This is a genomic window from Acinetobacter sp. CY81 (assembly GCF_059515925.1).
Map to the genome: position 1 here is coordinate 1 of NZ_JCAKNC010000004.1, position 20,482 is coordinate 20,482.

General features: G+C 39.0%; 15 protein-coding genes and 2 rRNA genes. 10 read left to right on the forward strand and 7 right to left on the reverse strand.

Going from position 1 to position 20,482, the window contains the following annotated elements:
• The first annotated feature begins 22 nt into the window (after positions 1-22).
• Together AC5YDM_RS06205 and rrf are read left to right on the forward strand one after the other, a co-directional pair.
• A 23S ribosomal RNA gene (locus tag AC5YDM_RS06205) occupies positions 23-2,919 on the forward strand.
• A 176-nt stretch (positions 2,920-3,095) separates the two neighbouring features.
• Positions 3,096-3,210 (forward strand): 5S ribosomal RNA (rrf, locus tag AC5YDM_RS06210).
• 156 nt (positions 3,211-3,366) lie between these two features.
• On the opposite strand, the gene AC5YDM_RS06215 is transcribed toward rrf, so the two are convergent.
• Genes AC5YDM_RS06215 through tssH form a run of 7 tightly spaced genes read right to left on the reverse strand, consistent with a single transcriptional unit; the run spans position 3,367 to position 12,081 of the window.
• Complete coding sequence (locus AC5YDM_RS06215) at positions 3,367-4,407, reverse strand: TauD/TfdA family dioxygenase (RefSeq protein ID WP_496151254.1); 1,041 nt, start codon at positions 4,405-4,407, stop codon at positions 3,367-3,369.
• 15 nt (positions 4,408-4,422) lie between these two features.
• Positions 4,423-5,385 (reverse strand): M15 family metallopeptidase, encoded by a 963-nt coding sequence (locus AC5YDM_RS06220; protein ID WP_496151255.1) that lies wholly within the window; start codon positions 5,383-5,385, stop codon positions 4,423-4,425.
• Positions 5,386-5,390: 5 nt separating this feature from the next.
• On the reverse strand, positions 5,391-6,053 hold the full coding sequence (locus AC5YDM_RS06225; RefSeq protein ID WP_496151256.1) for a hypothetical protein: 663 nt from the start codon (positions 6,051-6,053) through the stop codon (positions 5,391-5,393).
• 12 nt (positions 6,054-6,065) lie between these two features.
• Positions 6,066-6,869, reverse strand: coding sequence for a type IVB secretion system protein IcmH/DotU (gene icmH, locus AC5YDM_RS06230; protein WP_496151257.1), 804 nt, complete (start codon positions 6,867-6,869; stop codon positions 6,066-6,068).
• Between the two features lie 14 nt (positions 6,870-6,883).
• Positions 6,884-8,248 carry a type VI secretion system baseplate subunit TssK gene (gene tssK, locus AC5YDM_RS06235; RefSeq protein ID WP_496151258.1) on the reverse strand — a complete coding sequence of 455 codons (1,365 nt, stop codon included), beginning with the start codon at positions 8,246-8,248 and terminating at the stop codon, positions 6,884-6,886.
• 6 nt (positions 8,249-8,254) lie between these two features.
• Entirely contained in the window at positions 8,255-9,367 is a 1,113-nt protein-coding gene (gene tssA / locus AC5YDM_RS06240) for a type VI secretion system protein TssA (RefSeq protein WP_496151259.1), read from the reverse strand.
• A 26-nt stretch (positions 9,368-9,393) separates the two neighbouring features.
• Entirely contained in the window at positions 9,394-12,081 is a 2,688-nt protein-coding gene (gene tssH, locus AC5YDM_RS06245) for a type VI secretion system ATPase TssH (protein WP_496151260.1), read from the reverse strand.
• A gap of 430 nt (positions 12,082-12,511) precedes the next feature.
• On the opposite strand from tssH, the gene AC5YDM_RS06250 reads away from it, so the two are divergent.
• The 8 genes from AC5YDM_RS06250 (at position 12,512) to AC5YDM_RS06285 (ending at position 20,461) form a co-directional block, all read left to right on the forward strand.
• Entirely contained in the window at positions 12,512-13,147 is a 636-nt protein-coding gene (locus AC5YDM_RS06250) for a hypothetical protein (protein ID WP_496151261.1), read from the forward strand.
• 25 nt (positions 13,148-13,172) lie between these two features.
• Positions 13,173-13,685: a type VI secretion system contractile sheath small subunit gene (gene tssB, locus AC5YDM_RS06255; RefSeq protein ID WP_496151262.1), complete on the forward strand. Its 513-nt coding sequence runs from the start codon at positions 13,173-13,175 to the stop codon at positions 13,683-13,685.
• On the forward strand, positions 13,678-15,159 hold the full coding sequence (tssC, locus tag AC5YDM_RS06260; RefSeq protein ID WP_496151263.1) for a type VI secretion system contractile sheath large subunit: 1,482 nt from the start codon (positions 13,678-13,680) through the stop codon (positions 15,157-15,159). Before tssB ends, tssC begins: the two co-directional genes overlap by 8 nt.
• Positions 15,160-15,204: 45 nt before the next feature.
• Positions 15,205-15,714, forward strand: a complete 510-nt coding sequence (locus tag AC5YDM_RS06265; RefSeq protein ID WP_496151264.1) for an Hcp family type VI secretion system effector — start codon at positions 15,205-15,207, stop codon at positions 15,712-15,714.
• A gap of 73 nt (positions 15,715-15,787) precedes the next feature.
• Complete coding sequence (tssE, locus tag AC5YDM_RS06270) at positions 15,788-16,261, forward strand: type VI secretion system baseplate subunit TssE (RefSeq protein WP_496151265.1); 474 nt, start codon at positions 15,788-15,790, stop codon at positions 16,259-16,261.
• A 13-nt stretch (positions 16,262-16,274) separates the two neighbouring features.
• Complete coding sequence (tssF, locus tag AC5YDM_RS06275; RefSeq protein WP_496151266.1) at positions 16,275-18,083, forward strand: type VI secretion system baseplate subunit TssF; 1,809 nt, start codon at positions 16,275-16,277, stop codon at positions 18,081-18,083.
• Positions 18,047-19,039, forward strand: a complete 993-nt coding sequence (tssG, locus tag AC5YDM_RS06280; RefSeq protein WP_496151267.1) for a type VI secretion system baseplate subunit TssG — start codon at positions 18,047-18,049, stop codon at positions 19,037-19,039. The genes tssF and tssG overlap by 37 nt, the downstream gene beginning before the upstream one ends.
• Entirely contained in the window at positions 19,040-20,461 is a 1,422-nt protein-coding gene (locus AC5YDM_RS06285; protein ID WP_496151268.1) for a hypothetical protein, read from the forward strand. It abuts the gene before it with no gap.
• Positions 20,462-20,482 lie beyond the last annotated feature (21 nt).

Sequence of the window (20,482 nt, forward strand, 5' to 3'; positions counted from 1 at the left end):
AAACGACTGTTTGGGGTTGTATAGTCAAGTAATTAAGTGCATGTGGTGGATGCCTTGGCAGTCAGAGGCGATGAAAGACGTAATAGCCTGCGATAAGCTCCGGGGAGGCGGCAAATATCCTGTGATCCGGAGATTTCTGAATGGGGAAACCCACCTGTCATAAGGCAGGTATCGTATGATGAATACATAGTCATACGAGGCGAACGAGGGGAAGTGAAACATCTCAGTACCCTTAGGAAAAGAAATCAATTGAGATTCCCTTAGTAGCGGCGAGCGAACGGGGAAAAGCCCATTAAGTCATATAAGTTCTAGTGGAATGCTCTGGGAAGTGCAACCGTAGTGGGTGATAGTCCTGTACACGAAAGGGCTTATATGATGATGTCGAGTAGGGCGGGGCACGTGAAACCTTGTCTGAATATGGGGGGACCATCCTCCAAGGCTAAATACTCCTGACTGACCGATAGTGAACCAGTACCGTGAGGGAAAGGCGAAAAGAACCCCTGTGAGGGGAGTGAAATAGATCCTGAAACCGCATGCATACAAGCAGTGGGAGCCGGCATTGAGTCCGGTGACTGCGTACCTTTTGTATAATGGGTCAGCGACTTACATTCAGTAGCAAGGTTAACCGAATAGGGGAGCCGTAGAGAAATCGAGTCTTAATAGGGCGTTTAGTTGCTGGGTGTAGACCCGAAACCAGGCGATCTATCCATGAGCAGGTTGAAGGTTGGGTAACACTAACTGGAGGACCGAACCCACTGTCGTTGAAAAGCCAGGGGATGACTTGTGGATAGGGGTGAAAGGCTAATCAAGCCTGGTGATAGCTGGTTCTCCCCGAAAGCTATTTAGGTAGCGCCTCGGACGAATACCATTGGGGGTAGAGCACTGTTTCGGCTAGGGGGTCATCCCGACTTACCAAACCGATGCAAACTCCGAATACCAATGAGTACTATCCGGGAGACAGACTGCGGGTGCTAACGTCCGTAGTCAAGAGGAAAACAATCCAGACCGCCAGCTAAGGCCCCAAAATCATAGTTAAGTGGGAAACGATGTGGGAAGGCATAGACAGCTAGGAGGTTGGCTTAGAAGCAGCCACCCTTTAAAGAAAGCGTAATAGCTCACTAGTCGAGTCGGCCTGCGCGGAAGATGTAACGGGGCTAAAACTATGTGCCGAAGCTGCGGATTTGCAATTTATTGCAAGTGGTAGGGGAGCGTTCTGTAAGCCGATGAAGGTGTATTGAGAAGTATGCTGGAGGTATCAGAAGTGCGAATGCTGACGTGAGTAACGACAAAGCGAGTGAAAAACTCGCTCGCTGAAAGACCAAGGGTTCCAGTCCAACGTTAATCGGGGCTGGGTGAGTCGACCCCTAAGGCGAGGCCGAAAGGCGTAGTCGATGGGAAATTGGTTAATATTCCAATACTTCTGTGTAATGCGATGAGAGGACGGAGAAGGTTAAGTCAGCCTGGCGTTGGTTGTCCAGGTGGAAGGTTGTAGGCATGTATCTTAGGCAAATCCGGGGTACTCTATGCTGAGAACTGATAGCAAGCTGCACTTGTGCAGTGAAGTGGCTGATACCATACTTCCAGGAAAAGTCTCTAAGCTCCAGTTACACAGGAATCGTACCCGAAACCGACACAGGTGGTCAGGTCGAGTAGACCAAAGCGCTTGAGAGAACTCTGCTGAAGGAACTAGGCAAAATGGTACCGTAACTTCGGGAGAAGGTACGCTGTCGACGGTGATGGAATTTACTTCCTGAGCGGTTGACAGCCACAGAAACCAGGCCCCTGCAACTGTTTATTAAAAACATAGCACTCTGCAAACACGAAAGTGGACGTATAGGGTGTGATGCCTGCCCGGTGCTGGAAGGTTAATTGATGGGGTTAGCGTAAGCGAAGCTCTTGATCGAAGCCCCAGTAAACGGCGGCCGTAACTATAACGGTCCTAAGGTAGCGAAATTCCTTGTCGGGTAAGTTCCGACCTGCACGAATGGCATAATGATGGGGGCGCTGTCTCCAGCAGAGACTCAGTGAAATCGAATTCGCCGTGAAGATGCGGTGTACCCGCGGCTAGACGGAAAGACCCCGTGAACCTTTACTGCAGCTTGACATTGAACTTTGATCTTACTTGTGTAGGATAGGTGGGAGGCTTTGAAACTCGGACGCTAGTTCGAGTGGAGCCAATCTTGAAATACCACCCTGGTAATATTGAGGTTCTAACTCTGCTCCATTATCTGGAGCGAGGACCATGTCTGGTGGGTAGTTTGACTGGGGCGGTCTCCTCCTAAAGAGTAACGGAGGAGTACGAAGGTGCGCTCAGCGTGGTCGGAAATCACGCGTAGAGTATAAAGGCAAAAGCGCGCTTAACTGCGAGACCCACAAGTCGAGCAGGTACGAAAGTAGGTCTTAGTGATCCGGTGGTTCTGTATGGAAGGGCCATCGCTCAACGGATAAAAGGTACTCTGGGGATAACAGGCTGATACCGCCCAAGAGTTCATATCGACGGCGGTGTTTGGCACCTCGATGTCGGCTCATCTCATCCTGGGGCTGAAGCAGGTCCCAAGGGTATGGCTGTTCGCCATTTAAAGAGGTACGCGAGCTGGGTTTAGAACGTCGTGAGACAGTTCGGTCCCTATCTACCGTGGGCGTTGGAAATTTGAGAGGATCTGCTCCTAGTACGAGAGGACCAGAGTGGACGAACCTCTGGTGTACCGGTTGTGACGCCAGTCGCATCGCCGGGTAGCTATGTTCGGAAGGGATAACCGCTGAAAGCATCTAAGCGGGAAGCCTACCTCAAGATAAGATTTCCCAAGGACTATATGTCCTCTAAAGAGCCGTTGAAGACTACAACGTTGATAGGTTGGATGTGGAAGCATAGTGATATGTGAAGCTGACCAATACTAATTACTCGTGAGGCTTGACTATACAACACCCAAACAGTTGTTGTATAAAGCTCAATTGATTCGATATTCATCAAAACAGCTTGATTCAGAAGCCCGTTAGTATGACAATATTCAACTCAGATATAATCTGTTAATAACTCATTTGGTAGAAAGCTCAGGCACTTTATAAGACCTAAGCAAGTATCCATAAACAGTTGTGCTGGCGACAATAGCAAGAGTGAACCACCTGATCCCTTCCCGAACTCAGAAGTGAAACCTCTTTGCGCTGATGGTAGTGTGGGGTTACCCATGTGAGAGTAAGTCATCGCCAGCTCATTATTCCTAAAACACCCTGTCTTAATGAGGCAGGGTGTTTTTTTATGTGCGGAAATTGAAGATTAAGTAAAGAATAAAGGATATTGGGGAGAGTAGATTAAAAAAGCTCAATTATGAAATAAACTTATAGAATCTAATTGTTTGGCTTAATCATTCATACAGCATAGTAATCATCAGCATTGAATACATTGGCTTGTATCTGAATTAATTTACGGTTCCCTTGCTCACCATTCATGCGCCAGTGCGCAATTTTAATATTATCGACCAGTGCTATATCACCCTTTTGCCATTCTAATAGTAGTGCATTACCATACATTGAATTGAAAAAATGCTGTTTTTCTTCATCTGTCCATTCGATTTTTTCACCAACTTGGCTATAGATTTCCCAAGTTAGCTGCATGTTTTCTGCTGTTGAATCAATATCAATAGAACCTCTGTTTTCAAAGCATTGTTTCGCAGCAGAATATGCAAAAGAATTGGTATTATTAGCGAATGCCCAAGGCTGTACGACGATTTTTTTTGTATTAGGATGAAAAATTACGAATGGCGTTGGCTTTAAAGTAAGCTTGGCTTTTTTGTCTGGACGCATAGAGATGCTAAAAGGGCTTTTTTTTAATAAAAGACGATCAATTACATTGATTTTTCGTGCAGAAACATAAGAAAAGTGATTCCATGCACCTAAATACTTTTTCTTAATACTGTCTGGGAAGTTTTCCCAAATAAGTTCTAAATTATTAAACCCTGTTTCAGCAAGATGAGTAGAAGGCTCTTGACAAAATAATGCAATGTATCTGGATCGTTCAGAACGAACACCTCCTTCAACATGCGGTCCTTGAATTGAGTTTTCGACAGGACCAAGTTGAACAGTATTTCGGTCTATATAACGACGGTAATCTCCAGCACCTAAGATATTTTCACTGTATCTTCTCATGCATGTTGCGATCCAAGCGGGCATATTGGGATTGAAAGCGTTACAAGGCTGAAGCGAAAGACTTTTTTCTATTAATATTTGAAATTGTTCACTGTTGTTATTTTCAAATCCCGTAAATATAACAATTCCATATTGATGAATTTCATCCATAAGTTTTTGCTTGTTATTTTTAAAGTAATCATTTAATTCTCTAAAACTATTATGCAAATTAGATGCAATATATAGCTTTGTATAAGAGTTAATTTCTTTTTGTTCTAGTTGCATTTATTTCTCTTTATTTTAATTAATATTATTCGCCATTAGCCCCTGATTCTGTGCTTCTGCAATTAATCGTTCAGCTGTTTCTCTTGATTTTCTTAAACCAGGCATACGGAATTCTGTATGACCATAGTCATGGATACGTGTCCAACGTCCACCCCATGTCAATCCAACTTCTTCAGCCGTTACACCATATAGTTGATATCCTTTCATTGCCCAAGGATCACGTTCACTAATCACGACTTTACCATCGCGCTTAAAAGCGACATCCGCAGCAAGTCCGAATTGATGGTAGCTTTGATAGGCTCTAGCAAGGGTAGTGGCTTTATTACCTGATAAGCGTGTTTGTCGCTCTGGACTACGATAGCCTTCAAGTAAGACTAATTCATAACCATGGCGTTCTTTCATGAGTTTAAAGACCATGAGTAAGCGTTGTTTGTAACTAGGATGCATTTTATCCCACTTACGATCAATTTTCGTAGTTTCGTAAGCATGGCTTTGACCGTCATTTTCTTCACCGTTATATGTGCCTGGTATCGGGCTACTTTGCGTTATTGGTGATGCTATTTGATCGGCAAGTATGGCTGCTTCAACCAATGCTTCTTCTACGGGAGGCGGTGGAGATAGCATATCTCCATTAAGTAGATTATAAATTTGAGGGTCATTTGATTTTAAGTAATTTGCTTCAACGACTTTAGTTGGATCAACTCGTGAAGTAAAAGCAAACATTAAAATGCTCGATAGCAAGAAAAATCCTGCGATTAAAATCCACCATTGCTGTAAATGCCAATGTGATTGTGTTTGTTCAGAGGCAGCAGCATAATTCATTTCATGAGCAAAATTTTTAGCTGATACCCATTTTTTTTTACTCTGCGGAATTAATCCTTTAAGTGTCTCTATTGTCTTAGTTCTAAGTTCGTATGACATCATCAGCGTGAGGACAACAGTAAGAACGATAAAACTAAAAACAATAAATATAATCACAGCAATTATTCTTTGACTGAACGTGTAACTGAGATTTGCACTGTAGCTTTAGGTAAATCTACGTCATTTTCATTTTCGACAGCTTTTGCTTTTGCTGCTATAGCTTCGGGTTTGGCTTGAATTTTTACTTCTGCCTTTTGAGGTGCAGCTTTCTCAGTCACTGGTTTTACTTTGGCTGTATTTGCTGCCACGATCGGCTTTTTGACGATAATTTTTTCTGAAGCAATGACAGGGGGCTTAGTTACTTCCTTTTGTCCTGCTGCATTGGCAAATGGATTTTGATTGTTTTGAGCTACCATTGCTTGTTTTTCTTGTTTAAAGGCATTGGGTATGTCTTTTAACTTGGTTTGAGGCTCTTCGTAATCATCGGTGCTGTGATCAAGTGATTCTTTTGAATTATCTGTCGCAGCGACTACCGCGTTGGCTTTAGTTGAAGTTTGAGATTCAGCTTGCTCATCAGCAAGTTGCTTATTACTCATACTCGTGTTTTGGTCTTGAGCAATGGTCTGGCTATTTTTAGAATCATCACCCAATACTGAAAAAATTAAAACGGAAGTCACAGCAATACCGAATGTCACACCTGCGATACCATAATATATCGGGGATAAATTCTTCTTTTTCTGTGTCGGTTTTAATACCCGAATTACTTTTTGTCTTTCTTGAGTCATTTTTCTAATTCTTTAAGGTAAATGAATTGTAATATGCGCTTGTTCTGCTGGAGCACTGATCACATTTTGATACTTTGCCATTGCTGTATCTTCATGTTTACCCAACATATAACGCAAACCTGAAAAAGCGAGTAGTGCGAAAAGTAATAAGAAAAGCAAAATCCATGTGAATGGAAGCTCTTTGTGAATGATATTTTTAATCTGATCCGGCAAACCTGCGAAAGGAGAAAAAGCAGCTTTCTTTCCTTTAAGGTAATCAATTTCATCACCAACACGGGCAACCAGATGATTTAAGCTTTCAATTGATTCAATACGATACTTACCTTGGAAACCAAGTAATAAGCAATAATGGAAGACCTCAAGTGCAGGCAAACGATCTTTACCCCGTGCACGAATTTGCTCCAATATATCAAAGAATCGATAACCTGCCAGCTGAGAACCGAACAGACTAAGTTGCAGTGGGCTAATGAGCCATGAGTTTTGAAGATTAAAGAAACTTGGATCTTGTTGCGTTACGATTGTTTCATCAAGCAAAGCGCAATAAGCATATTTTGCATCATGAATATCTTCAGCAGAAAATTGCAGTTTCTTGGCTTGATGTTCAAAACGGTTCAATTGATCCATGATTTTTTCACGGAATTGCTCTGCATTTTCTGGGACATATTGGTTTTTAATCATGAACACAATATAAAAACCGTCATGCATTAAATCCACCAAGTTGGTGGTTTGACTCATCTTGTTCGCATTGAGCGGTGTTGAACCTACACCAATTTGACCATCATCAAAGAGGGAAGGAGCGCCATTTGGATTATTCATTATTATTGTCCTTATTATCCATTCATCACAGCAATCAATTCAATCGTAATATCTTGGAAACCTGCGGGTACATAGATACAAATGGTTTCTGAATCAAGCATACGTTGATAGAGCTCGTGATGTGGTTCAACTTCAAAATAACTTACACCAGAACGTACAGGAATAGCCGTTGGTACTTGCATGAGGTGATGAATTGGAATCGCTGGTAATGCAGAAACAACACGTTGTTCTACATCAACAGTGGTACCCACTTTAAATCGTAAAGGTACAATCTGAACCAATTCATGGGTTTGCATCATGGTACTAGACACAGCGATATATAGACGAGAGTCACGTGTAATTTTGTCTGATTCAAGACTACCGACCCAATAAGATGGGCGAATTTCTTTTAAGCCAATATTGATATAACGACTAGAAATAATGGTGTCGAGTAAGTCACGCAAAATTACATCGAGTTGAGCAAAGCTTTCTTGGAGATTATGATGCTTATACTGAGGTAAATGTTCAACTTCATATGCAGTCGAGAACGTCAGTAATGAACCCGTTAAACGCAATAACTCAAAGAATAAACGTTCAGGATGAATTTGCGGGTTCAACATTAAATGGCTCAATGTCGCATGTGCCGTGTTTAAAGCATTCACCAACCAGAATGAAACAATATCACCTGAACGAAATTCGATAAGTTTTTGTTCATTTTCACGGTTATTGGTTTGAATGGTTTTGATCTTGGCTTTAATGACATTCAATGTTCTTTTTAGATTACTAATTAAAGAATCACACGACTCGATATGTAAAATAGGCGGAATGAATTTGTAATCCAGTTCAAAATTACCGGCACTATGTCGTTTTATCTTACCGATCGGCAAATATAAAAAACCGTCCATGTCATGATTTGGATCGATTTGCGATTCTAATAATTTAATTTCAGCACGTTTACGGACTAATGTGATTTCTGCAGGAACGGCATCAGTATAAAGATCGTGTGTTTCGTTTAGATATGAATGATAACGACTTGGCTGTTTAGAATCATCTAGGGCAACGTTCTTTTTATTCGGTTGTAATATAGAGAGCGCAAGGTAAATCGTCATTTCACCGCGGAAGTTGAGGTCATCCAACTGCACAGGTTCAGGCAATAAGTCTCGAGATGGTGCAGAATAGATTTCACCATCTTGCCACATCATATCGACACTTTCTAAAGCTAGAACGTGTGTTCCAAGCTGAGTTTCATCAAATCGAATGGATTGAACTCCATACGCATACGGAATCGTTGAACGAATGGTTTGATTCAGCCTTTGCTCATGATAGGTATCTTGGACTTGAAAGTGTTGTGGTCTTAAAAATAAACCTTCACCCCAAAGTATTTTTTCCGCTTTAAACATTAATTATTACCATTCATTCGATTCATGATTATTGTTGACGCCCAGCAATTCTTGAACAGATTCGAGAGGACTTTCACTTTTAATAACTTGTGCTAACCATTCGTGTAGAGGCATCTGACTCCACTTGATGGTCTTCTGTAGCATATAGCTCACAGGGCTATGAGGTTCATTGGTTTGGAAATAGTCTGCAATTTCTTGAAGTACCTGCATAGCCTGTTCACGGTTTTGTAAGTGACTTTGAGGCTGAGGCTGAAATGATTGGGTATTTTGATGGCTCTGGATCATTTCTATGGATTGTGTTGTGTGTTCTGTAGGCTGATTTGTCGATGTTTCTGCAATGATGGGCTGTGCTTGGTTGGTGTTACTGAAAGCATCAGCTTTATAAAGTTTTCTAAGCGTTTTATTAATTGATTCAAGTTGAGAGTCGATACTCGCAAAACTTGGAGCATCAAGTTCCATCAATTGATCAAGGACTTGTTTTAGTATATTCCAGTGATTCAATATTTCTGTAAAGTGTTGATAATTTTGAATCTGGAAACTTTTAGATGTATTAAATAGAGCCTGTTCAAAACGATCGAGTTCATCAGAGGCATTGACCTCATTTGAGTCATCTGGTTTTTTTAGACGGTTATTTTGATCATGTAAAATTTTCTCATAATCAAATAAAGAATAAAAAGGCTGCCCAGTAACCAAAGGTGTTTTCTTAATAATGGCTGGTACTTGAGTCGTTAAGCCTTGGAGCAGACCTAAACGTTGGTCTAGATCATCATCTTCAATATCAGGGTGAATATGAAGCCAATATTCTTCTAAGATACGATGCGAAAGCTCTAAACTTTTCGCTAATCCCTCAAAACCATAAAGGTTCCCCCAAGCTTCACTTAACCAAGTCAGTAAACGAATATCCTTGGTTTTATTCGTTAACAGCTCAATGGATTTATTACTCACAAAATTCCAATCAGCCTGTTTTGGTTCAGCAACCCATTCTCCTAATGCAAGTAAAGGATCATCTTGGGTTTTCGCTTTTTTGATTTCATGAAAATCATTTGAAAACGACAGGTCATCGCCACATAAATTCTCTGTAGAGATGGGTTGTAATAATGCTTCGAGATCTAAATTCATTGTGCTGTCTATCTCTTATTTATTGCCTAAGCTTCAGTGGCTTTGGTTTTTTTAGTCGTACGCTTTTTAACTGCTTTTTCAACAGGATCTAAAAGGTACTCAATTTCATTATCTTTACTGTCAATTTTGATCAGTTTAGGTAAGTTTTGATCTGCCAGTGCCATCAATATTTGCGTTGCTAATTCAGGAAGTACAGAGGAATTTAAAATGTTATCGACGTTTCGAGCGCCACTATCCACTTCTGTACAACGACTCAGTAATAATTCAACCAAATCATCTGTATATTCAACACGGGTTTGATATTGTTTTTCAATACGTGCCGTGATTTTGCCAATTTTGTGATGAATGATTCGAACCAATAAATCATCATGTAATGGGAAGTAAGGGACGATACGCATACGGCCTAAGAAAGCAGGCTTAAACTGTTTGTATAAACTCGGTTTAAGCTGATCAAGCAGCTCTTCAGCTGTTGGCCACTCTTCTACAGGATGAGGTAAACATGCTTGCATAATTGCACTTGAGCCAGCATTTGAGGTTAAAAGAATAGTGGTGTTTTTAAAGTCAATGAGACGACCTTCACCATCTTCTAACATGCCTTTATCAAAGACTTGATAAAACAGCTCTTGTACATCTGAATGGGCTTTCTCAATTTCATCTAATAGTACGACACTATACGGATTACGACGCACGGCTTCAGTTAATACACCTCCTTGACCATACCCTACATAACCTGGAGGTGCACCTTTCAATGAAGAAACCGTATGTGCTTCTTGGTATTCAGACATATTGATGGTGATTAAATGAGATTCACCACCATAAAGCTCATTTGCGAGTGCTAATGCTGTTTCTGTTTTTCCGACACCACTTGGCCCCACCAACATGAATACACCTTGAGGTTTATTTGGGTCTTCAAGTTTCGCTTTTGATGTTTTGATCCCTTGAACCAGTTGGTGAAGGGCATAATCTTGTCCCATCACACGCTGTTCGAGTTTTTCTTCTAAACTTAAAATCTGTTTGATTTCATCATTAACCATTTTGCCAACAGGAATACCTGTCCAATCTGAAATGATTTCATTGATGATTTGCGCATTGACACGTTCAAAGACTAAGGGGAATTGACCTTGGAATTGAGTCAATTCATCACGAACCTTTGCAATGGCATCTTTTTCAAGTGCTTCACCATTCTCAGCTTTGACTTCAAGTTCTTTAAGTTGTTGAACCAATTTCAGTTCATGTTGCCATCTTTCTTCAGTTTGCAGAATATCGGCTTCAAGCGCTTTGATCGAATCTTTTAAACTTGCTAAACGTTCTTGGTGAATTGGGAAATGTTGATGTTCATTTTCTAAAATTTGTAATTCTAAATTTAGATTGTGTTGCTGTGCTTTAAGTTGATCTAACTTCACTGGTTGTGCATTTTGAGTCAGTGCAACGCGTGCTGCGGCTGTATCTAAAACACTAATTGCTTTATCTGGAAGTTGGCGACCTGTAATGTAACGATGTGATGAATGAACAGCAGTTACAATAGCTTCATCATCAATTTTTAAATTAAAGTGATTTGCCATAACAGGAATCATGGCACGAAGCATATCAATTGCAACTTCTTCAGTTGGCTCTTCAACTTTTACCACTTGGAATCGACGACTTAAAGCCGCATCTTTTTCGAAATATTGTTTATATTCAGCCCAAGTTGTTGCCGCAATGGTACGTAATTCACCACGTGCTAAAGCAGGTTTAAGTAGGTTTGCAGCATCATTTTGACCTGCTTGACCACCTGCACCGATTAAGGTGTGTGCTTCATCAATAAAGATAATAATTGGATGAGCTGAACTTTGAACTTCTTTAATAACTTGCTTCAGGCGATTTTCAAACTCACCTTTAACACTTGCACCTGCTTGTAATAAGCCCATATCCAATACATGTAAATGGACATTTTTAAGTGCATCAGGTACTTCATTATTAGCAATTTTAAGTGCTAAACCTTCAACGACTGCTGTTTTACCGACACCAGGCTCACCGGTTAAAATGGGATTGTTCTGGCGACGACGCATTAAAATATCGAGCATCAGACGAATTTCAAATTCTCGACCAATCACTGGATCAATTCCACCTTTCAGCGCTTTTTCAGTCAAGTTAATGGTGTATTGATCTAATGCAGGTGTTTTGGGAGCAGCGGTCTCCGAATTACCATCGCTCGATGCTTGTTCACCATTCTGAGACTGAACGTTGTCAGTTTCAGATAGTTGTTCTGCACTTTTCACACAAATATCAAGAAACTTATGCTTCATCGTATCGATTGGGAAAAGGTCGAATAAACTTGAAGCACGAATTGCGATTTGATAAAGATCAGGCGCAGTAAGTAGCGCGACGAGTAAGTGACCGCTACGAATTACAGGGTTCTTTTCAGCAGAAGCAAGTAGCCAAGCTTGTTCTAATAATCTTACGATTGATTTAGCGAAAATTGGGGTACGCGAATTGCCTTTTGGTAATTGGGAAATCGTTTCTTTGATGTCATCCAATAAACCATCTTTAGAAATTTTGTACTTTTCTAAGAGGATAATAAGATCATTTTTCTGATCTTGATTGAGCAATTCGTAGAATAAATGTTCAATTTCGATTTCATAATTTTGTTGCGTGATACAAAAATTCGCAGACTTTTCTAAAGCTGTTCTTGTTGTTGTAGACAGTTTTGTAATTAAAATTTTCAAATTATTCATTTGAGGTCTCTGTAAAATTATAAATTTTTTAGATCAATTTTGCCTGCAAAATAGACAATGACTTTTATACTTAAATCGTTCTAAATATATAAAAAACAACAAATTTTTAAGATATATTTAATGGTTCTACTCGTTATTGTACATAATTTTTTACGATATAAAAACCTTATTTAAGTATCAAACTATATCGCAACTATATTGTTTTGTAACCAAAAATTGATAATTGCATCACTTTTGTGGCACGATTGTTCTTGACGAGCACATGGTTTTTCTAGTTAAATTTCATACGATTTAATAAAAAAGTCAAAACCTTAACAACAATTAAAACTCATTTTTAAATAAACTTTTAATAAACAATGGGGTGGTTAGAACATGAACAAAGTTGTACACGTTAAAACCTAAGAATTTAATACAGTGGTAGAGGTATATTTTGAAAAATGCAATATTATTTACAACACTTTTAATTGGTTCGGTGCTAACAACTTCAGCATTTGCCAATGATCTTAAAAGAAGTTGTTTAAAAGACAATCCTTTAGCGGTTGGTGAAACTGACCCTACTTTGTTACAAATTTATGCTCAGGCATGCGATAAGAAAAATAAAGATAATGTAAACGGATACCTTGCTCAAGCAGCGCAAAGATTCCAGCAAATTGGTAAAAATTATAAAGCACTTCAATTGGTTAATGAGCTCAATTCACAGCAAGTCCAGCATTCTTCTTTAACAGATGTTAAGTTTTTAGCGGGTGTTGCTATTGCAAATGAAGCTTTAACTCAAATCCGCGAAAAAGAAGTGCGCTATCTTTCAGATGAGGGTTATGCACCTGCTGTTGTTTTTTCTGATGCAGTAAGAAAAGCCAAGCCTTTGGCTGTGATTGAAGATAAAAAAGAAACGACTGCATCTGAGTCACGTCCTAGAGCACAGGCTGCGCGCGCGCAGAGTCGTCCTGCAAGAAAAGCACCACCTAAGCGAACAGTTAAGAAAGCAACAACATCTCCAACAAAATCAGCACCGAAACCGACTACACCTGCAAGAGCGCCGGGAAGCAGTCCATTTGCAAATTTATAATATTTAGTTATTTAGGATAAAAATTATGGCTAAGCGTGAAAGTGTACAAAAAAAATTACAACGCATTCGACCACCGCGTGTTCAGTTAACTTATGACGTTGAAGTTGGCGATGGGAAAGAAATTAAAGAATTGCCTTTTGTTGTTGGGGTAATGGGGGATTTCTCTGCAGCATCTGAACTTGAAAAAACTAAATTAAAAGATAAAAAATTCATTAATGTTGATTTGGAAAACATTGATGAAGTTATGGAATCTTTAGCACCACGTGCTGCTTTTCAAGTTGAAAATACTTTGACTGAAGAGGGTGGGCGAATGAGTGTTGATTTGACATTTAACTCAATGGAAGATTTCCGTCCAGAGAATGTGGTTCAACAAGTTGACCCTTTGAAAAAGCTAGTTGAAGCACGTGAGCGTTTAACGGATTTACGTAATAAAATTTCAAATAGTGAACGCTTAGAAGATTTGTTAGATGATGTTCTAAAAAATACAGATCAGATTCGTAAGATGAGTGCTGAAGCGGGAGCAGATGATCATGAGTAATTTACAAGCTGCTCAAGCAACAAGCCAGACCACTGAAGATGTAGGCTTATTAGACTCAATCGTTGAGCAAAGTCGCATTGCACGCAATGATGAAGAGCATGTACGTGCGAAAAGCTTACTTGGTGAATTAGCAAAAGAAGTAATGGCTGGAACAATCACAGTTTCAGAGAATATGACGCTTTCAATTGATAAGCGTATTGCTGAAATTGATGCTTTGATTTCTGCACAATTAAGCAAAATCATGCATAACGAAAACTTCCAAAAAATTGAGTCGACTTGGCGTGGACTTTATTATTTCTGTCAAGAAACACCGTCAAATCCTTTGATTAAAATTCGTATGTTAAATACAACGAAGAAAGAGTTGGTGAAGGATTTTCAAAGCGCAACTGATTTTGACCAAAGTACATTGTTTAAAAAAGTGTATGAAGAAGAATATGGTTCATTTGGTGGTGCGCCTTATGCAACGCTGATTGGCGATTTTGAATTTGATCGTACACCATCGGATATGTACCTCATTGAGCAGATTTCTCATGTTGCGGCAGCAGCACATGCACCATTTATTTCTGCAGCTAGCCCATCCATTCTAGGTTTGGATTCATTTACAGATATTGATCGTCCGCGTGATGTATCTAAAGTGTTTGAAACAGCTGAATATGTACAATGGCGTTCATTCCGTGAAAGCGATGATTCACGTTATGTAGCTTTGACTATGCCTCGTGTTCTTGGTCGTTTACCTTATGATCCGAAAGAGGGTTGGGCGACTGAAGGTTTTAACTTCGTAGAAGATGTAAATGGTGATAACCATGATCAGTATCTATGGATGAATGCTGCATATGGTTTTGGTACGCGTTTGACTAATGCATTTGACCAACATGGTTGGTGTGCTGCAATTCGTGGTGTTGAAGGTGGTGGTTTGGTTGAGGGTTTGCCAGTCCATACTTTTAAAACCAATGACGGTGAAGTTGTATTCAAGTGTCCAACTGAAGTAGCGATTACAGATCGTCGTGAAAAAGAATTAAGCGATCTAGGTTTTATTCCACTGGTACATTGTAAAAATACGGATTATGCAGCGTTCTTTGGCGCGCAATCGACACAGAAACCGAAGAAATATGACAGTGATACAGCCAATGCAAACTCTGCATTGTCGAGCCAAATTCAATACATTATGGCAGTGTCTCGAATTGCTCATTATTTGAAAGCCATGATGCGTGACAAGATTGGTAGTTTTGCATCTGCTGGGAATGTTGAAGCATTCTTAAATGAGTGGTTAGCACAATACATCTTATTAGATGATGGTGCTTCTCAAGAGGCGAAAGCACAATATCCGCTTCGTGAAGCATCAGTAAAAGTTGTAGAAGATCCAGCAAATCCGGGTCACTACAAGTCGGTCGTTTTCTTAAGACCACACTTCCAGTTGGATGAGTTGTCAGTTTCTCTGCGACTTGTCACTGAGTTACCTCAGTCCTCGAATTAAAATAGGGCAACTTTATAATAATGTTAATATAATAGGAAATCTTCGATGAAAGATATATACATTAAATTCACAGGAAAATATAAGATTGATGGTGAATCGCGTGATACTGAGCACAAGAAATGGCTTGAAGTCAATTCTTGGTCTCATAACATTCGTCAACCAAAATCTGCAACATCTTCAAGCGTAGGTGGTCATACTGCTGAACGTGTTGAACATTCTGATATGCTTTTTGTAAAAGATTTGGATGCTACAAGTCCAAAACTTTGGGAAGCATGTTCTGCGGGTTATACATTTGACGAAGTACAAATCGATTTTTACCGTGCAAACGGTGACAAACGTATCAAGTACTTACAAATCAAATTGAAACATGCGTTGATTGCAAGTGTATCTCCAAGCGTTGCTGAAGAAGGTGTTCCACACGAAGCATTTGGTCTTAAATATGCTGCAGTAGAATGGACTTACACTCAACAATCTATTGATGGTACTCAACAAGGTGCTATCACTGGTAAGTGGTCACTTGCGAATAACACTGCTACTTATTCAGCAACTCAATAATCGTTATACCGTGGTAAAGCAAAGACTGATCTTAGATCGGTCTTTGTCTCTCCATTAATTATATAAAGTTAGAATGAAATTAAATCATTTATATCCTTTCGGATTTAGATCAACATTATTTGATCGTTTAATCCCAGAACAAGAAGAACTACTCAGAGGTTTAACGATTAAGGAGTTGCGGGAATCTGTTGCTCACGATTTGGAAGATCTTTTAAATAGTCGAATTGCAAAACTTGAAACCATTGATGATTTTCCTTTAGTTAAAAAATCCATTTTACAATTTGGCATTATTGACTTTGTTGGGCTGTCCACAGCAAATCCAATGGATCGAGATAAAATTTGCCAATCAATCGAAGTTTCAATTGCTGCTCAAGAATCACGGTTAACACAAATAAAAGTAGAAATGTTAATGGATGAGCAGAATATGGGATCGCTTTGTTTGAGCATACAAGCTTATTTGAATATTCATCCTTTATATGAACCTGTAATTTTTGATGCTTTATTAAAACCTACCACGCAACAATATGTAATTTCTGCGCGATCGTAGACCCGGGGCTCCAGTGATAGAAGAACTTTTACCGTATTATGAGAAGCAGCTACAAGAATTTGGTCAGCAATCGCGTGAGTTTTCGCAGAAGTATCCAAAGATCGCACAACGTCTATCATTAAACCAAGAACAGATTGACGATCCGCATATTGAACGTTTGATTCAAGCATTTTCACTGATCGCAGCACGTGTTGATAAAAAGTTAGCTGACAGTTACGATATTTTTACTCGCGCATTATTTGAGGTGATGTTTCCTCAGTATCTCCGCCATTTCCCAAGTTGTACCGTGGTTAGTTTTGAAGATGTAAATAAGATTAAGCAGCTCACCGAAGCACATATTATTCCTAAAAATACGATGCTCAAATCACGTAGTTTTAAAGGGGTGCAGTGTGAGTTTAGTAGTACTCAGCAAGTCAAACTTTTGCCCATTCTTTTAAATAAACTCGAGTTTAAAACCAACCCAAGTGCGCATATTCATCTAAACCAGAATGCAACCATGGTGCTGGGTTTTGATTTATTTAATGATGCGCATAAATGGGTGGCCAATGAAAAGTTACCGATTTATTTGGATGCGATTTCAAATTTTCCACTTCAAGTTCTAGACAGTATTTTTAAAACGACGACGGGTTTTTCAGTAAAAATTGGAAATCAGAATTTTCCTATCAAGAACCCATTTGATGTGAGTGGGTTTGAGGAAGAGGAGAGTGTATTACCGATTGATCAACATACGCATCATGCCTATCGTTTATTGATGGAATATTTTTGCTTTGCTGAAAAATACAACTTTCTCAACCTGAATCTAGGTTTTTTGAAGGGGCGTATTAAAGAACAGACCAGCTTTGAAATTCATATTCACTTTAAATTGAATTTGAATGATCAAGTGATGATTCGCAACTATTCAGAGCTAAATATTGCGAACTTTAAATTGTTCTGTGCACCTGCTGTGAATCTTTTTGAGAAAAGTGCAGAGCCGCAAAAAATCAATCATAAAAATATGGAGTATCCATTACTTACGGATACACATCACCCTGAATTCTATCAGGTCTATTCAATCCTCAGCATGAATATGGTTCGTGAGAAAAATAGCGATGATCAGGTTTTTTATCCGATCTTGCCATTTTTTGCCATGAGTCATTATAACGATGAAAAAGTGCAATTTTTCTATGCATTAAATCCAACTCTGATGCATAGCAAATTCGTAGAAACGGGTTATTCGATCATCTCTAAACAATTGAGTCCATTCGATACCAAATCTGATTTTATTAGCACCAAACTGTTGTGTTCAAACCGAAATTTGCCACATGAAGCGCTAAGTCAGTCGAATAATGTACTTAATTTAAATGACAGTAGCTTGGCGCGCCGTGCGTTGGTATTGAAGCGTCCAACTTTACCGAATCAGTTTAAGCAAAATCAGCAAGAGCAGTGGCGCATCATTTCGCATTTGTCGTTAAACACTTTAGCGTTGATGAAAGGGGATGCCGTTAGTCATGTTAAAGAGTTATTGGAACTGTATAACCTACCAAAGACTAAAGAAAATCATTTATTGATTGATGCCATCAAGCAGGTTGAGTTTGGATTGACCAATAAGTTGGTTGAAGCTAAACCCTTCCCGATGTTTGTTCGCGGTGTAAAAGTTCAAATTTATATCGATGAAAAAGTGTTTCATGGACACAGTTTGTATATTTTCAGTCAATTATTAAGTCATGTATTTAATTTAAAAGTTCAAATGAACAGTTTTGTTGATGTCATTATTTATGATATGAACTCACAACAGGAGTTATACCAATGCGTTCAGAACGTTGGTGGCAAGAAGCTTCTGTAATTGATGAGTTATTTAAAGCGCCGACTTCCTTTGAGTTTATTCAAAGTATTCGACTGTTAAGGCATGTTCCATATCAACAAAATTTAAAATATTGGGCAAATGATTTTCGATTCGAATCATCGATTGAATTGAATTTTCCTAAGACTGAGATTGAATCCTTACAACTCGTGGATGAGAAAGTTGAGCTGACCAATTTAATGGTTGGTTTAACCGGTATGCAGGGTGCATTACCTTATAGCTATACCAATAAAGTTAAACTCGCACCACGGAAGGCGAGAGAGGAAACACGTAAATTTTTAAGCCTATTTAACCATAAGCTTACAGCGCAATATGCTGAGGCAAGTGTTGCTTATAATTTGCCGATCCGTTATGAAATTGAAGAAGAAAACCATTATTTAAAAATTCTACATGCACTGAATGGTTATATCAGTGAGCATCATCAACAAACTGAACTCGATGATTATTTTGCTGAATTTGCAGGTTTAATGCAGGGTCAAAACAATACTGCTCATGCATTAAAAACGATGTTGAGTAGTGTTTTTAAAACTGATTTTCATATTCAAGAATTTGTCGAAGAAAAATTTAAATTAGCGCCTGAACAGCGCACGAGCCTTGGTGGTACAAATCCGAGTCTATTGGGTGTAAACACGTTTTGCGGTGAAATAGTCAAACAGATTGATGGCAAAATTGAAATTCAGATTGGCCCTTTAGATCGTAAAACTTATTTGGATTTTTTACCGAATAAAAAACGCAGTCAAAAATTAAAGAGCATTATCCAGAGTTGGTGCAGTCCGACCTTAATGGTTGATGTGAGATTAATCCTAGATAAAAAAGAAATTCAGCCAATCTGTTTGTCATCAAATTTTGATATGGGTTTAAGTCAAGGGGCTTTTTTAATGCCTCAACAGCCGGAACATAATAATGAAACCTGTTATGCACTACTTGGGGTTGCTTAGATGATTAAAATGATTTTAGGTGTGTTTATCACTATTTTTGTCATTGTAACGGCAGTTGTGGTGTTCTATTGGCGTGATATTAATCATGATCCATCGACACAGGATATGTTGTTATTTTTTGGCTTATTACCTTTGGCTCTTTCGATGCTCTTTGTTATGCCATTTATGATTCGTAAATGGTATCAAGAAAGTCAGGAAAAGAAGCAAAAGGAACAACAAGCAGATCGTGATCAAGATGATGAAGTAGCAGAACTCCCACCCGAAAAAATCATGTGGACTGATTTGAATGTATTTTCGAGTAAGTCTTTAAGTGCATTGGGTGAGGATGAAGCAATTTGGGAAGAATTAAAAAATTTCAAAAGCCCAGAGCTAGATTCAAAACTTTTAAACGGTTATGGCTTACCTATTCTAAGTTATCGTATTCCTGAAATCGACGATATGCTCGAATCAGAGGAAGAGGATGAATTTGATCAAAGCAATAAACGTCAACAGCGTATTGAAGCTTTGTTGAAGTATCAGCTCGAACAGAATACAGAAACACTTTGGGCGATTGCAGAGCATTTAAAACAGTCCGCATTGTTTTATGAAGGGCAACTGGTTCATGAATATCGTATGCATCCAGCATGGATTGACCCAAATGCAGATCGTGAAGATGATGATCAAATTGAACGTACGATTGAACAGGTTTCAAAATTAAGCCGTTTAGATGTCCATCTAATTTTGGCAGAAGATTTGCTTCATATTTGGGATGAAGAGGCGACAAAAGAATTAATCGGTGATTTCTTTACTGAGCTGGGTATTATTCCTCAAAAGTTCCACGTGGAACTTCACTATTGGGGCAAAGAAACAGCATATAAAGAATGGATGAATTTATTACAGCAAGTTCAAAAAGCTGAAGATATTGTGAGTTTTGTTGTCGTTGCTGATTCTGAAATTGATCAAGACACAGTCGATGAAAAAACATGGGTTTCTGAACAGTATCTTCCGTCGGAATTTGTAGGTAGTTGTTGTATCGCAAAAACTTCAGTGCTAATAAACAACATGCAGCCATTAAAAACCATTAAAATTGCATTAAATGAAAGCAAATTACAGAACACTTTAGAACAGCTGAATATTCATCAACTGGAACAATATCAACAAGAACAACCTTTCGTGATTCAGCTGGATGACATTACTGATTTAAAAGTAGTGAAACGTTTAAATCATAATTTTTCTGATACGCCAATTGAACAACATCATTATTTATATATGAAATCGAGTGTGGGACAAACGGAACATGTGGCGAAAATATTTGGTTTTATTCTCGCTACGCAAGCATCTGACGAGTTAATGTCTATGGTGTATTGTTGTGATTTGCCACAAACCCAGAGCTTTATTCAAGCCATCACTGAACAAGATACATCGGTTGAGCGAGATGCTTAGTCCTCATTTGGCTAAGCAAAT